Source organism: Actinopolymorpha cephalotaxi (assembly GCF_013408535.1).
GTDB classification, from domain to species: Bacteria; Actinomycetota; Actinomycetes; order Propionibacteriales; family Actinopolymorphaceae; genus Actinopolymorpha; species Actinopolymorpha cephalotaxi.
The window spans coordinates 3671573-3686111 of the sequence record NZ_JACBZA010000001.1 but is presented as its reverse complement, the minus strand read 5'-3'; the positions used below and the strand labels follow the sequence as shown (position 1 = coordinate 3686111).

Below are 14539 nucleotides of genomic sequence, written 5' to 3'. Positions count from 1 at the left end.
AGTACTCAGCCCGGGGCGCCCTCGGCGGCCCGGGACAGCAGCGGCACCACTCGGGGCCGCACCTGTGTCGCCAGCGCGATTACCGTCGAGATCCGCACGATGCCGTCGAACGCGAGCACCTCGTCGATCACCCGCTGCAGGTCGGCGTTGGACCGCGCCACCAGCCGGGCCAGCATGTCGGCGGGCCCGGTGATCGTGTGCGCCTCGAGCACCTCCGGGATGCCGGCGAGGTGCCGGGCCACCGCCTCGTGGCCGGCGCCCTGGCGCAGCTCCAGCGAGGCGAACGCCGTCACGCCGTACCCCAGGGCGGCCGGCTCCACCTCCGGTCCCCAGCCGCGGACGACGCCGGTGCGCGCGAGCCGGTCCAGGCGCGCCTGAACGGTGCCGCGGGCCACCCCGAGCCGGCGCGAGGCCTCCAGCACGCCGATCCTCGGCTCGGCCGCGAACAACCGGACGATCCGGGCGTCCAGCTCGTCCACCGGTGCTGACGGCGCGGCCGGCGAGCCGGGTCCCGGGCCTGACGACGGGGTGGCCGGCGGGGTGGATGAGTGGGTGGGTGGCTGCGGCGACGGGCCCACGGGTGACCTCCGGCACGTGTACGTCCAAAGCCCTGAGCAAACTGGGCACTCTGCCGGTGAACTCTGCCAGTCTGCTGGGCATCCTGTACAGCATGTCGGCGAGCTGTTGCACAGACTGTCGGATTGGGCGACGCTCCGGCAAAGCGGTGGGACGACCGAGGAGACCGACATGCAGCCGAACACCACGCTGACCCCCGAGGAGCAGGCGGCCGACCTCCGGTTCGACCAGCTCCGCCAGCTTGTCGGGCTGGTCGACTACGACGCGACGAAGGACCCGTTCCCGGTCACCGGCATGGACGCGGTGGTCTTCTGGGTCGGCAACGCGACCCAGGCCGCGGCGTACTACCAACTGGCGTTCGGGATGGAGCTGGTCGCCTACGCGGGGCCGGAGACCGGGATGCGCGACCGGAAGTCGTACGTGCTGAAGTCCGGCTCGGCCCGGTTCGTGCTCGAGGGCGGGGCGGCACCCGACAGCCCGGTGCTCGACCACCACCGCGCCCACGGGGACGGTGTCGTCGACCTCGCACTGGAAGTCCCGGACGTGGACAAGTGCGTCGCGCACGCCCGCGCCCAAGGGGCCACGATCCTGGTGGAGCCCTACGACGAGACCGACGAGCACGGGACGGTGCGCCGGGCGGCCATCGCGACCTACGGCGAGACCCGGCACAGCCTGGTGGACCGCTCCGGCTACACCGGCCCCTACCTTCCCGGCTACGTCGCCCGGCAGACCACCGTGGCCCGGCCGCAGGGGCATCCGCGCCGGATCTTCCAGGCGGTCGACCACTGCGTCGGCAACGTCGAGCTCGGCCGGATGGACGAGTGGGTCGCGTTCTACAACCGGGTGATGGGCTTCGTGAACATGGCCGAGTTCGTCGGCGACGACATCGCCACCGACTACTCGGCGCTGATGAGCAAGGTCGTCGCCAACGGCAACCACCGGGTGAAGTTCCCGCTGAACGAGCCGGCGGTGGGCAAGCGGAAGAGCCAGATCGACGAGTACCTCGAGTTCTACGCCGGGGCCGGCTGCCAGCACATCGCCCTGGCCACCAACGACATCCTCCAGGCGGTGGACATCCTGCGCGCCAACGGCGTGGAGTTCCTGTCCACACCGGACTCCTACTACGAGGACCCCGAGCTGCGCGCCCGCATCGGCGAGGTACGGGTGCCCGTGGAGGAGCTCAAGCGGCGCGGCATCCTCGTCGACCGGGACGAGGACGGCTACCTCCTGCAGATCTTCTGCTCGCCGCTGGGTGACCGGCCGACGGTGTTCTACGAGCTGATCGAACGCCACGGGTCGCTCGGGTTCGGCAAGGGCAACTTCAAGGCGCTGTTCGAGGCGATCGAACGCGAGCAGGAGCGGCGCGGCAACCTGTGACCGCTCGGCCTACCGTAGGGGCATGGCGGAAACCTCTGATGACCTGATCACCGCCCTGCGGGCCGAGCTTCCCGGCGAGGCGGTGGTCACCGACCCGGACCGGCTGACGTCCTACCAGCACGACATGGCGACGTTCTGCCCGTACGGCACACCCGCGGCCGTCGTGCTCGCACGGTCCACCGAGCACGTGCAGCACGTCCTGCGGGTCGCGTCCCGTCTCGGCGTCCCGGTCGTGCCCCAGGGGTCGCGCACCGGGCTGTCCGGCGGTGCCAACGCGATCGACGGCTGCGTGGTGTTGTCGTTGGAGAAGATGGCCGCGATCCGCGAGATCGACGCGCCGAACCGGATCGCGGTGGTCGAGCCCGGCGTTCTCAACTCCACCCTGTCGGCGGCGGTCGCCGAACACGGGCTGTTCTACCCGCCCGACCCGTCCAGCTGGGAGATCTCCACCCTCGGCGGCAACGTGGCCACCAACGCCGGCGGGCTGTGCTGTGTGAAGTACGGCGTCACCGCCGACTTCGTCCGCGGCCTGGAGGTGGTGCTCGCCGACGGCGAGGTGCTGCGCACCGGACGCCGGACCGCCAAGGGCGTGGCGGGCTACGACCTCACCCGGCTGTTCGTGGGCTCGGAGGGCACGCTCGGCGTCGTCACCGAGGTGACGCTGGCGCTGCGGCCGACCGGGCGGGAGCCCCGCACCGTGGCGGGCCTGTTCCCCACGGTCGCGCAGGCCGGTGACGCGGTGGCCCGGGTGGTCGCCGCGGGGCTGGTGCCGAGCCTGCTGGAGTTCATGGACCAGACGTCGCTGCGGGCCTGTAACGACCACCTCAACATGGGTATGCCCGACAACGCCGCCGCGATGCTGATCGCGCAGTCCGACGCCGACCCCGACCGGGCCGTGGCCGACATCGGCGCCATCTCCGCGATCTTCACCGAGGCCGGCGGCTTCGACGTGGTGGAGGCGGACGACCTGGCGGAGGGGGAGCTGCTACTGGCCGCGCGCCGCAACTCCCACTACGCCCTGGAGGCGCTGGGCACCGGGCTGACCGACGACGTGTGCGTTCCGCTGACCCGGCTGGCCGACTACATCCACCGGGTGGAGAAGGTGGCCGCCGAGGCCGACCTCACCATCGCCACCGTGGGCCATGCCGGTGACGGCAACCTGCACCCCAGCGTGATCTTCGACGAGTCCGACGCCGACCAGGTGCGCCGCGCCAACTGGGCGTTCGACGAGATCATGCGGATCGGCCTGGAGATGGGCGGCACGGTGACCGGCGAGCACGGCATCGGAGTGCTGAAGCGCGACTGGCTGGCCCGTGAGCTCGGGCCGGTCGGGGAGCGCGTGCACCGCGACCTGAAACGGCTCTTCGACCCGGCCGGAATTCTCAACCCCGGAAAGGTGCTCAGCGCCTGAGCGGCGGCCGGTCGGGTGGCGATTTATCGAAACGCTTTCTGCGTTCACTTTTCGAAGTGAAACCCGGCCGCCATCGGCCATTGTCCACAAATTGCGATTGACTGGTCGCTATTTGTATCCGATACCGGTCGAAGACAGCGCTGCTGAGTCTTTCCCGCGAACGCAACAGAACCATTTCGTTGCCGTTTCCATCTGGTGCCGGTACCCGCTTGGCCGTAGCCTGCTGGGCACACGTCACCCGCTGACTGCGCGAGGGACCCGGTTTTCCCGTGCGGGAAGGGATTCAAGCGATGTCTGAATTCGGTGCCGGGCGCTCGTCGCGCCGGCAGTTCTTGTTCAACGCCGCGATGGCAGCCGCGGCTGTGGGAGTCGGCGGCACGTTGGCCGGTTGTGGTCAGGGCGGAAGCGGCGCCGGCGGCGGTGGCGGGGGAGGAAAGGGCGGTGGCCGGTCCGGAAAGCAGGGCGAGACGCTTTTCATCGCCGGCTTCCAGTGGGGACCGCCCACCCAGTTCAACCCGCTGGGGCAGAACACCGGTTGGCCGTGCGGGCAGAACAACATGCAGCTCGTCTACGAGACGCTGGTGCGGTTCAACCTGCTGAACGGAAAACTCGAACCAGGGTTGGGCAAAGAGCTGCAAACGCCTGACGACACCACGATCGTCGTTCCGCTGCAGGACGGAACCAAGTGGCAGGACGGGAAACCGCTCACCGCCGACGACGTGGTGTTCACCTTCGAGCTGGCGAAGCGGCACAGCGAGCTTTCCTACGCGTCGTTCTGGGACTACGTCGACAAGATCGAGGCGAGCGACCCGCAGACGGTCAAGGTCACCGTCGGCAAGAAGCCGTTCAACCCCGCGATGGTGAAGAACAGCCTGGCGTCGACGTACATCCTTCCCAAGCACGTGTGGGAGCCCCTGGAGAAGCAGGGCAAGCCGATGGGGCAGTTCGAGAACACCAAGCCGGTCGGCTCCGGGCCCTACAAGGTGGACTCCTACAACCAGCAGCAGATCAGCCTCACCCGCCAGGACAGCTACTGGGGCAAGACCGCGTTCGGCGGCGCGCCGAAGCCGAAGTACATCGTGCACCCCATCTTCAAGGGCAACCAGGACGGCGACCTGCGCTTCCAGCGCGGCGGTGTCGACGTCATGCAGCAGTTCACCCCGCAGATCTGGAAGATGTGGGAGGACAAGAAACTCGCGGTGTCCACGTGGTACAAGAAGGAGCCCTACCACGTGCCCGGTGGTATCCCGATGCTTGTCATCAACACCACCAAGAAGGGCCTGGACAATCCCGCGGTGCGCCGGGCGCTGGCGTTCGCCATCAACTACCAGGACATCGCCGACAAGGCCATGTCGAGGTATTCGCAGCCGGCGAGCTCCAGTGTCATCCTGCCCACCGGTGGTGAGTCGAAGTACTTCGACAAGCAGGCGGTGGCGACCAACGGCTGGAAGTACGACCCCGAACAGTCCAAGAAGATTCTCGAGGGCGAACTCAAGGCCAAGAAGGGGTCGGACGGCATCTACGTCCTGCCCGACGGCACCCGGCTCGGCCCGTGGACGGCGCAGACGCCCACCGGCTGGAGCGACTGGCAGAGCGCGCTGCGCATCATGGCCGGAAACGCCAAGGCGGCCGGCATCGACATCACCACGAAGTTCCCGCAGGCGCCCAACGTGACCACCTCGGTCCAGGCGGGCGACTTCGACCTGGCCTGCTGGGGTGTGGCCTCCACCAGCGCGGCGACGCCGTGGCAGCGGTTCCGTGACGTGCTCGACGAGCGTGGTGTCGCCAAGCTCGGCCAGCCGGCGTTCTGGAACTACGGCCGGTTCAAGGACCCCACGGTCGCCGGACTGCTCGACCAGGCGGCCGGGGCCACCGACGACGCGACCGCCAAGGCGGCGTACGGAAAGCTCGACGAGATCTTCATGAAGAACGCGCCGATGATCCCGTTGATGTACCGCCCGCTGGAGTTCTACGAGTTCAACGAGACCAACTGGAAGAACTTCCCGAACGAGAAGAACGCCTACGCTCCGCCGATGTTCCAGGGCGCAGGAGTGTCCTGGCTGTTCAAGATCAAGCACGCGTCGGAGAGCTGAACCCCCTCTGGCCCGGACGCCGCATGCACGACGTGCACGCGGCGTCCGGGCCGGCACACCGTCGGCGGAACGTGAGGGAAGTGAATGCGGCTACGCAAGTACCTCGTCGGCAAATCGCTGTGGTATCTCGGCGCGCTGCTGGTCGCGCTGGTGCTGAACTTCCTGCTCCCGCGGCTCGTTCCCGGAAACCCGGTGGACGCGATCGTCGCCCAGCTCGGGCGTTCGGGAACGCAGGCTGACTCGCTGCAGCGGATCCACGAGCACTACGTCAAGGAGTTCGGCCTCGACCAGTCGATGCTGGCGCAGTTCTTCACCTATCTGGGCAACCTCGCCCACTTCGACCTGGGCACGTCGTTCGCGCAGTACCCCGCCCACGTCGACGGACTGATCAGCCAGGCGCTGCCGTGGACGATCGGCCTGCAGTTGCCGGCCATCCTGATCGGCTGGCTGGTCGGCAACGCACTCGGCGCGCTGGCGGCGTTCAAGGGCGGATGGTTCGACCGGGGCGCCTTCCTGAGTTCGCTGTTCCTGTCCAGCATGCCGTACTACTGCCTGGCGATCCTGCTGCTCTACCTGTGCGCGGTGGCGTTACCGCTGCTGCCACCCGGTGGGGGCTACGAGCCGGGCAGTTCGCCGGAGCTGAGTGTGACGTTCATGGTCGACGTGATGCGGCACTACTGGCTGCCGTTCCTGTCGCTGGTGCTGATCTTCGTCGGTGGGCAGGCCGTCGGCATGCGGTCGATGGCGATCTACGAGCTGAACTCCGACTACGTGAACTACGGCCGGGGACTCGGCCTGCCGGACAAGCGGATCGTGCGCTACATCTTCCGCAACGCGATGCTGCCGCAGGTGACCGGCCTCGCCCTGTCCATCGGCACCCTGGTGGGCGGCGCCCTCATCACCGAGATCGTGTTCTCCTACCCCGGGATCGGCTCGCTGCTGTTCGCCGCGATCGGGCAGAACGACTATCCGGTCATCCAGGCGATCACCCTGATCATCCTGGTGGCGGTGTTGTTGTCGAACTTCCTCGTCGAGATCGCCTACGGGTTCGTCGACCCGCGGATCCGGGCGTCGCAGGCAGGTGAGCGCTGATGCGGATGGCACGCTTCACCCCACGGTTCTGGGTCTCGGCGGTGGTCTTCGCCCTCGTCGTGGCGTTCGCGGTCCTGGGGCCGCTCGTCTTCGGCGCGAACCCCGGCAAGGACGTCGGCGGACTGTACGACCCGCCGTCGGGCACCGCCTGGCTCGGCACCGACGACCTCGGCCACGACGTCTTCACCAACCTGATGCTCGGCACCCGGACCTCGCTGATCATCGGCTTGGTGGCGGGGCTGGTGGCCACGCTCATCGGCGTCGTCGTGGGCCTGCTCGCGGGCTACCACGGCGGGGTGGTGGAGGAGGCGCTGATGGGCGTCACCAACGTCGCCCTGGCCATCCCCGCGATCGTCGTCCTCATCCTGTTGTCGGTCGCGATCGACTTCCGTTCGATCGTGGCGATGGCGGTGGTCATCGCCATCACCAGCTGGCCCTGGACGGCACGGGCGGTGCGTGCGCAGGCGAGCAGTGTGCGTACGCGCGAACACCTCGACGTGGCCAGGCTGTCCGGTGCTCGTACGTTCGACATCCTGATCTGGGACGTCCTGCCGTACCTCATGTCCTACATCGCGATGGCGTTCGTGCTGCAGGTGTCCGGCGCGATCCTCGCCGAGGCCGGCCTGTCCCTCCTGGGCCTCGGCCCGAGTGGGAGCGTCTCGCTCGGCATCATGCTCAACTGGGCACTGGTCGGTGAGTCGTTGCTGAACGGCGCCTGGTGGGCGTTCCTGCCGCCGACGATCCTGTTGACGCTGATCGCGTTCGCCCTGCTGATGTTGCAGTCCAGCCTGGACGAGGTGTTCAACCCGCGGCTGCGGCGTGGCCGCAGGCAGCGCGGTGCGGCCGCCGGCGCCGGCGCCGGAGCGGCGGTGTCCCTGGTCACCAGCGGCACCATCGCGGCCGAGACCCTGGACGTCGGGGCGGCGGGTGACCCCCTGCCCGAACCCGGTGCGGGCGAACGCACCGTCGGCTCCGGTCCGGACCGTACGAGCGAAAGGTCGGGTAGCGCATGACCGGGGTGACGACCACCACGACCAGCACCGGCGCCCTGCTGCGGGCCGAGCGGCTGCGGGCCGCGTACAACGTCGAGGGCGGCCAGGTGGTCGCGGTCGACGACGTGTCGGTCGAGGTGCGCAAGGGCGAGGTGCTCGGGGTGGCCGGTGAGTCCGGCTGCGGCAAGAGCACCCTCGGCGCGATCCTGTCGCTGACCGTCCGGCCGCCGCTGTACGTGCTGAGCGGTTCGCTGGAGGTCGACGGCAGGCAGCTCGACCTCGGCCCGGACCGCAGGCCGCCGCGGTCGTGGCGGGGTGAGGTGGTCTCGCTGCTGCCACAGGGCGCGATGAACTCCCTCAGCCCGACGGTGCGGATCCGGGACTTCGCCTACGACGTGATCCGGGCCCACCAGCCGGGCGTTCGGCGGGACACCGCGATCGAACGGGCGCGGCAGCGACTGGAACAACTCGACCTGCCCGCCCGCGTCCTCGACTACTACCCCCACCAGCTCAGCGGCGGGATGAAGCAGCGGGTCGTCACGGTGATCTCCACCCTGTTGAACCCGCGGTTGCTGATCGCCGACGAGCCGACGTCGGCGCTGGACGTGTCCTCCCAGCGGATCCTGATCGAGATGCTGCGGGAGATGTTGAAGCAGGACATCATCGGCGGCGTCATCTTCATCACCCACGACCTGCCGGTGCTGAACACGATCGCCGACCGGATCGCAGTGATGTACGCCGGGAAGATCGCCGAGGTCAGCCCCGCGACCGAGCTCATCAACCGGCCCCGCCACCCCTACAGCGCGTCGCTGCTGTCGTCGGTGCTGGTGCCCGAGCCGCACATGCGGCAGACGAGGGTGCGCGGCATTCCCGGCGCGCCGCCGAGCCTGGCGCGCCCGCCGGCCGCGTGCCGGTTCCATCCCCGATGCCCGCTGGTGATGGACATCTGCCGTACGGAGGAACCCCCGCAGGTCGGTGACGAGCGCCGGCACTCGCTGTGCTGGTGGGCCGAACAGCACCCCGGCCAGACCGTGGAGGTGGGTCGATGAGCGAACAGCCCCAGAACGGCGCCGGGCCGCTGGTCGAGGCGAAGTCGCTGTCCCGCGTCTTCGGCCACGGCGAGAAGGCCGTCCGGGCCGTCGACGACGTGTCGTTCACGCTGGGACGCCAGGAGGTGGTGTCCATCGTGGGGGAGAGCGGCAGCGGGAAGTCGACGCTGGCCCGGCTGGTGCTGCGGCTGCTGGACCCGACGTCGGGGACGCTGCACCTGTCCGGCCGGGACGTGACCTCACTGAAGGGGCGCGACCTGCAGGCGTACTGGCGGGACGTGCAGGCGGTCTTCCAGGACCCGTTCAGCTCGTTCAACCAGTTCTTCACCGTACGTCGGCTGCTCAACCGGTCGCTGCGGCTCGCCGCCGCCGGGTCGGCCGAGCGGGGCGAGACGCTGATGGCCCAGGCGCTGGACCACGTGGGGCTGTCCGCGGACGTGCTCGACAAGTGGCCGCACCAACTGTCCGGTGGCCAGCGGCAGCGGGTGATGATCGCGCGGGCGCTGATGTTGCAGCCCCGTATCCTGGTCGCCGACGAGGCCACCTCGATGCTGGACGCGTCGCTGCGGGCGAACATCCTGAACGTCCTCGCCGACCTGCGCCGCGACTACGACATGACGATCCTGTTCATCACCCACGACATCGGCCAGGCGTGCTACGTGAGCGACCGGGTGCTGGTGATGAGCCAGGGCCAGGTCGTCGAGCAGGGTCCCACCGACGAGGTCATCTTCAACCCGCGGCACGAGTACACCCAGCGGCTGCTCGCCGACGTACCCCGGCTGCACGAGAACATCCTCGACTGAACCCGCCGACCCGCCGACCCTGTCGTACGTCCCGCTGTCAACGTGCCCTTGACAGCGGGACGTACGTCTTTCAGGTGCGGGTGTTTGCACGCGGTGCGGTTCAGGAACCGGCGCGGACGGTGTAGCCGCCGGCGACAACCGGGTAACGAGGGGTCCCCGGGAAATCGGCGTCGATGTCCTTGCACCCCGTCGGCTGCCACCGTGCCGTTCGGGAGCAGGTGACGGAACCAGAGCCGGCCCCTGGGGGACCCGTCGGTCCCCGTCGCCGCGATCGCGAACCACACCGGATGGCCCACGGTGTTGGGCTCGTCGAGGATCAGTTCCCCGACACCGGCCACCGCCGAGGGTGTGGACCGCACCGTTCGTTCGGCAGGTGGGTGGCCGGGAACCGGCCGGGCCTGCGCGACGCACGGTGCGACCAGCGTCCCCGCCGCCGCGAGGGCCGCCAGCGCCGCGGCCCGAGCTTTCCATCCGGACATGTCGTTCCTCCTGGGAGTCCGCTTTCCTGTCGGCTGCCGTACCAGCCTCGGCCCTCCCGTCGGACGGGATCATCTGCCGATCGGGCGAGACCTGTGCCGCACCGGCACACTTTCCTCCACCGATTTCCTCCACCGATTGGCTGAGAGAGCGGCGGGCAGCGGGCCACGAGGCACCGTGTCGGCGAGGTGGGGGACGGGCCGGGGGAACCCCTGTCAGGGTGGGGGCAACCCCACCTTGACGGTGCCGAAACTCCACCACCACAAGGGGTATCTGCCACATCGTGACCGGCGGCGACTCTTCGTAGCGTCACTGACGTGCGAACTCTGCTGCCTCCACTGCTCGCCGCGACCGTCCTGCTGGGCCTCACACCCGCGGGAAGTGCCGTCGCCGCCACTGACACCCACACGGCCCTCCCGCCGTTGCAGTACGCCGCCCGCACCGTCGACGGTCACCGGTTCCTCGCCTACGACCCGCGCGGCGACGGCCGGGTCGTCGAGGTGCTCGGCGATCTGGCCACCGCCGACCAGGTGGCCGTCCTCGTCCCCGGCGCCGGCCACCGGCTGGGCAACTACCTCACCGGCGGTGCCCGGCCCACGCCTCGCGGAGCGGGCCGGGCTCTGCTGGCCGAGCTGTACCGGCAGTCGCCCGGCACCGGCTCGGCCGTGGTCGTCTGGCTGGGTTACGACACCCCCGAAGGCGTCGACGTCGCCTCCGCCCGCTCCGAACGCGCGGAGGCCGGCGCCCGGGACCTGATCCGCTTCCTGCGGGAGGACCTGGCGCGCCGGGTGTCCCCGGGCACCCGGATCACCCTGGTCGGCCACAGCTACGGGTCGGTGGTGATCGGCCGGGCCGCACCCGCGGTGCACGTCGACGACATCGTGGTCGTGGGCAGCCCCGGAATGGACGCGGGCAGCCGGGCCGGTCTGCGCACCACCGCGCGGGTGTGGGCAGCGCGGGCGCCGGGCGACCCGATCCGGTTCGCTCCGCCGCTGCGGGTGGGTGGCTTCGGCCACGACGCGGACCCCACCGCCCCGGGCTTCGGTGCCCGCACGTTCGGCGTCGGCACCGCTCGCGGGCACGCCGACTACTTCACTCGCGGAACCGAGTCGCTGGCCAACATCGCCCGCATCGTCCGCGGCCGGACCGGCGAGGTGACCCGATGACCGCCCTGACGCCCACCACGATTCCGGTCCCCGCACCGGCTCCGGTTCGCCGCACGCGCAGCGGGCCGTGGCAGGCGTTCGTCGAGACCGTGGCCGCCCGTACGCCCGCGACCCGCGACCGGGCGCTGGACGCCTACCGCGCCCTGGCCACGCTCGGCGTGGTGACCGGCCACTGGCTGGTCGGCGCGCTGGTCGCCCAGCCCGACGGCACGCTGCGGATCGCCAGCCCGCTGCGCGACCTGGGCGCGCTGGCGCCGGCCAGTTGGGTGCTGCAGATGCTGGGGCTGTTCTTCCTGGTCGGCGGGCACTCCGCGGTGTCGAGCCTGGCCCGGTCCTCCGAACGCGGCGAGCCGTACGCTGGCTGGCTGCGCCGCCGGTTCGCGCGGCTGACCCGGCCGGTGCTCGCCGCGACCGCGCTGTCGGCCGGTTGCCTGGCCGTCCTCGGCGCGGTCGGAGTACCCGAGGGAACCCTGCGTACGTGGGTCGTCCTGCTGGTCCAGCCGTTCTGGTTCGTCGCCGTCTACGCGTTGCTGACGATGCTCACGGGGTACGCCGTGGCGGCCGACCGGCGGTGGGGCGGATGGGCGGCGCTGCCGCTGCTGGCGTTCGTGGCCGCCGGTGACCTGGCGAGGTACGGCCCGTGGAGCGACGCGATGCCCGGCTGGATCGGGATGGTGAACCTGGTGCCGGGCTGGCTGTTCGCGTACCAGCTCGGCGTCTCCTGGTCACGCGGTCGGCTCGGGCGGCCGGTCGCCTGGCTGCTGCTGGTGGGCGGCGCGAGCCTGTTCGCCCTGCTGCTGTTGGTGTTCCACTACCCGGCCAGCATGGTCGGGGTGCCGGGTGCGGCCCGCTCCAACGCGCACCCGCCGTCGTTGCTGGTGCCCGCACTGGCGGCGTTCCAGTCCGGCGCGGCCCTGCTGCTGCACGGCCCGGTCACCCGGCTGATGCGCCGGCCCGGTCTGTGGGCGGGCGTCGCCGCGGTGAACCTGGCCGCGATGACCATCTTCTGCTGGCACCAGGTGCCGATGGTGCTGGTGTCCCTGGCCGGGAAGTCGGCGATCGGCGCGGTGCCGGGACTGACCACCTCACCGGACCAGCTGTCGTGGGTGCTCGCCAGGCTGGCATGGCTTCCGGTGATGGCGGTGGTGCTGGTCGCGGTGGTCGCGGTGACGCGGAGGTTCGAGGCGCCGCTGGGCCTTCGGGCTCCGCTGGCACGGGTGGTCGCGGCGGTGGTCACCGCCGCCGCCGTGGGCTTCTTCGTCACGCTGCACTGAGTACGGGCGCGGCATGCGCGGCTTGCGGGGCTACGGGGTGGCCGGACGGACCTGCCCGGTCACCTCTCCCAGTCCCAGCCGGCCGCCACCCGGCGCCGGTGCGGTGGCCCGGATGGTCACCACGTCATCGTCTCGCAGGAACGTGCGCGTGGAGCCGTCCGCCAGCGTGAGCGGTCGCGTGCCCCCGGCCGAGGCCTCCATCAGGCAGCCGTACTCGCCCTCACCCGGCCCGGACACCGTGCCGGAGGCGAGCAGGTCGCCGGTGCGCAGTGTCGCGCCGTTGGAGGTGAGGTGGGCGAGCATCTGCGCCGGCGTCCAGTACATGTCGGCGTAGCGGGGGCGGGCGACCACCTGGTCGTTGATCGACACCTCGAGGTCGAGGTCGAGCCCGAAGTCGTTCGTACCGCGCAGGTGCGGCAGCGGCGCGGGGTCCTGGGCCGGCGGCGCCACCGTCGCGGCGTCCAGCGCGGCCAGCGGGACCACCCACGGCGAGACGGAGGTCCGGAACGACTTGCCGAGGAACGGCCCGAGCGGCCGGGCCTCCCACGCCTGCAGGTCGCGCGCCGACCAGTCGTTGACCAGGACCACGCCGAAGACGTACTCGCGTACCTCGTCCACACTCACCCGCTGCCCCGCGACGGTGGGGGTGCCCACCACGAAACCCACCTCCGCCTCCAGGTCGAGTCGGGTCGACGGGCCGAACGACGGAGACGTCTCGCCCGGGGCCAGATGCTGCCCGCACGGCCGCGTCACCGGCGTTCCGGAGACCGCGACCGTGCCGGCCCGGCCGTGGTAGCCGATCGGCAGGTGGTGCCAGTTGGGGGTCAGCGGCGGCTCGTTCGGGCGGAGCAGCCGGCCGAGGCGGGTGGCGTGGTGTTCGGAGGCGTAGAAGTCGACGTAGTCCGCGACCTCGAACGGCAGGTGCAGCCGCACCTGGTCCGCCGGGACGAGTTCGGGTTCGACCAGGGAGCGGAACGCCTCGTCGGTCAGGCGTTCGGTCACCCAGTGCCGGACGGCGTGCCAGGCCCGGGCGCCCAGCGCCATGAAGGGGTTCAGCGTCGGGGCGGTGAACACCCCGGCGAAGTCGGCGTACTCGCTGGCCGCGAGCGGTGCGAGGTCGAGAACGTGGTTGCCGATGGCCACGCCCACCCGCGGATCCTCGTCGGGGAGGGAGAAGACGCCGTACGGCAGGTTGTGCACCGTGAACGGCGAACCCGCGGGGACCGGCACCCAACTCGTCGTGGCCACGGGTCAATCCTGCAGGACCCGCAGGCGCAGCAGGTCGGCCAGGGGATCGGACACGCTGCACGACCCGAACGAGGTGAACCACCGCCGGGCCGAGGCCGCCGCCCGGTCCTCCAGCGCGCGCACCTGGCCGGCCACGTGGTCGGCGTCCCGGTCCGACAGCGCCTCGACCAGCGCCGGCTCGTCCGCCCCGTCCAGGGCGAACCGGGTGGCGAGCAGGACGTTGAGGAAGCCGTGGTGCTCGGCGCCGCCCGCGGAGCCGCGGACCGCGTGGTGCAGCCCGGCCGTGCACTTGAACGGAAGCTCGCGGTCCAGGCAGGCGAGGACTGCCCGGGCCAGTGCCACCTCGCCGGGGAACGTCTCGGCATCCACGCCGCCGGTGCGGAACTTCGCCCGGTGGCCGTACTCCGCGAGCGCGTCGAGGGCGTCCAGAGCGCCGTCCCAGCCACCGTCCCCGCCACCGGCGCGGGGCACCTCGACCGCGACCGCCACCTCGTCGGGAAGGTCGGCGGCGGCCAGCGCGCGGTCCATCCGGGCGACGTTGCGGGCCAGGCCTGCCGTGTGCAAAGACTCGTCCCGCAGCGCCACCTCCACCGAGACCACCCGGGCCCGGTCGGTGCGGCCGGCCCAGCGGAGGGCGGGTTCGATCGCGCCGGCGCCGCCGCCGACCACCAGCCCCAGCGACAGCGGCTCCGCGAGCGGCGGACCGTCGTCCAGCGCGGCGAGCAGCTCCGGCAGGGTCGCGTCGGGGCACAGGAACGGCCCGACCAGCCCGGCGTACCACTCCTCGCGCCGGGCGAGGTTGGCGGCCAGCGCGGCGGCGAGCGGCTCACTCGCGGGCGGGAACACCGCGGCGTCGTCGATCAGCCCGGCACACGACGGCGGGACGGTCCGGCTGCGCGGAGTAGTCATCCCCTCGCACTTTAGGCCATCCGCCGAACCGGGACGGCTGACTCGTACAGGGGAAAGCGGTCCCGCGGGCGC

Annotated in this window: 12 protein-coding genes; 9 read left to right on the top strand and 3 right to left on the bottom strand. The window is 70.8% G+C overall.

Annotated features, from left to right (window positions below; all coding sequences use genetic code 11):
• Nucleotides 1-5: 5 nt before the first annotated feature.
• Nucleotides 6-479: an Lrp/AsnC family transcriptional regulator gene (locus FHR37_RS31695; RefSeq protein WP_237768518.1), complete on the bottom strand. Its 474-nt coding sequence runs from the start codon at nt 477-479 to the stop codon at nt 6-8.
• Between the two features lie 268 nt (nt 480-747).
• Between FHR37_RS31695 and hppD the strand changes: the two genes are divergently transcribed.
• The 9 genes from hppD to FHR37_RS16165 all read left to right on the top strand — a co-directional run bounded on the left by hppD (nt 748) and on the right by FHR37_RS16165 (nt 12310).
• On the top strand, nt 748-1953 hold the full coding sequence (gene hppD / locus FHR37_RS16205) for a 4-hydroxyphenylpyruvate dioxygenase (protein WP_092879902.1): 1206 nt from the start codon (nt 748-750) through the stop codon (nt 1951-1953).
• 22 nt (nt 1954-1975) lie between these two features.
• Nucleotides 1976-3364 (top strand): FAD-binding oxidoreductase, encoded by a 1389-nt coding sequence (locus tag FHR37_RS16200; RefSeq protein ID WP_092879899.1) that lies wholly within the window; start codon nt 1976-1978, stop codon nt 3362-3364.
• Between the two features lie 290 nt (nt 3365-3654).
• Entirely contained in the window at nt 3655-5457 is a 1803-nt protein-coding gene (locus FHR37_RS16195; RefSeq protein ID WP_238344795.1) for an ABC transporter substrate-binding protein, read from the top strand.
• Nucleotides 5458-5541: 84 nt separating this feature from the next.
• Nucleotides 5542-6549, top strand: coding sequence for an ABC transporter permease (locus tag FHR37_RS16190; RefSeq protein WP_092879896.1), 1008 nt, complete (start codon nt 5542-5544; stop codon nt 6547-6549).
• A complete protein-coding gene (locus FHR37_RS16185; protein WP_092879893.1) occupies nt 6549-7562 on the top strand; it encodes an ABC transporter permease in 1014 nt (337 codons plus the stop codon). Before FHR37_RS16190 ends, FHR37_RS16185 begins: the two co-directional genes overlap by 1 nt.
• Nucleotides 7559-8590, top strand: coding sequence for an ABC transporter ATP-binding protein (locus tag FHR37_RS16180; RefSeq protein WP_092879890.1), 1032 nt, complete (start codon nt 7559-7561; stop codon nt 8588-8590). Before FHR37_RS16185 ends, FHR37_RS16180 begins: the two co-directional genes overlap by 4 nt.
• A complete protein-coding gene (locus tag FHR37_RS16175; RefSeq protein ID WP_092879887.1) occupies nt 8587-9393 on the top strand; it encodes an ABC transporter ATP-binding protein in 807 nt (268 codons plus the stop codon). The genes FHR37_RS16180 and FHR37_RS16175 overlap by 4 nt, the downstream gene beginning before the upstream one ends.
• 794 nt (nt 9394-10187) lie before the next feature.
• Nucleotides 10188-11036 carry an alpha/beta hydrolase gene (locus FHR37_RS16170; protein WP_092879884.1) on the top strand — a complete coding sequence of 283 codons (849 nt, stop codon included), beginning with the start codon at nt 10188-10190 and terminating at the stop codon, nt 11034-11036.
• On the top strand, nt 11033-12310 hold the full coding sequence (locus FHR37_RS16165) for an acyltransferase family protein (RefSeq protein ID WP_175542293.1): 1278 nt from the start codon (nt 11033-11035) through the stop codon (nt 12308-12310). The genes FHR37_RS16170 and FHR37_RS16165 overlap by 4 nt, the downstream gene beginning before the upstream one ends.
• 30 nt (nt 12311-12340) lie before the next feature.
• Here the strand turns inward: FHR37_RS16165 and fahA are convergent, their stop codons facing one another.
• Nucleotides 12341-13558 (bottom strand): fumarylacetoacetase, encoded by a 1218-nt coding sequence (fahA, locus tag FHR37_RS16160; protein WP_175542292.1) that lies wholly within the window; start codon nt 13556-13558, stop codon nt 12341-12343.
• A 3-nt stretch (nt 13559-13561) separates the two neighbouring features.
• The gene (locus tag FHR37_RS16155; protein WP_092879881.1) at nt 13562-14467 is read right to left on the bottom strand and encodes a hypothetical protein; all 906 of its coding nucleotides are present in this window, start codon (nt 14465-14467) and stop codon (nt 13562-13564) included.
• Nucleotides 14468-14539 lie beyond the last annotated feature (72 nt).

Bases quoted from the DNA above. Each gene is read 5' to 3' on its own strand.
- FHR37_RS16195 (WP_238344795.1), top strand. From the start codon at position 3,655: ATGTCTGAATTCGGTGCCGGGCGCTCGTCGCGCCGGCAGTTCTTGTTC.
- FHR37_RS16190 (WP_092879896.1), top strand. From the start codon at position 5,542: ATGCGGCTACGCAAGTACCTCGTCGGCAAATCGCTGTGGTATCTCGGC.
- FHR37_RS16180 (WP_092879890.1), top strand. From the start codon at position 7,559: ATGACCGGGGTGACGACCACCACGACCAGCACCGGCGCCCTGCTGCGG.
- FHR37_RS16155 (WP_092879881.1), bottom strand. From the start codon at position 14,467: ATGACTACTCCGCGCAGCCGGACCGTCCCGCCGTCGTGTGCCGGGCTG.
- FHR37_RS16200 (WP_092879899.1), top strand. From the start codon at position 1,976: ATGGCGGAAACCTCTGATGACCTGATCACCGCCCTGCGGGCCGAGCTT.
- FHR37_RS16165 (WP_175542293.1), top strand. From the start codon at position 11,033: ATGACCGCCCTGACGCCCACCACGATTCCGGTCCCCGCACCGGCTCCG.
- hppD (WP_092879902.1), top strand. From the start codon at position 748: ATGCAGCCGAACACCACGCTGACCCCCGAGGAGCAGGCGGCCGACCTC.
- FHR37_RS16185 (WP_092879893.1), top strand. From the start codon at position 6,549: ATGCGGATGGCACGCTTCACCCCACGGTTCTGGGTCTCGGCGGTGGTC.
- FHR37_RS16175 (WP_092879887.1), top strand. From the start codon at position 8,587: ATGAGCGAACAGCCCCAGAACGGCGCCGGGCCGCTGGTCGAGGCGAAG.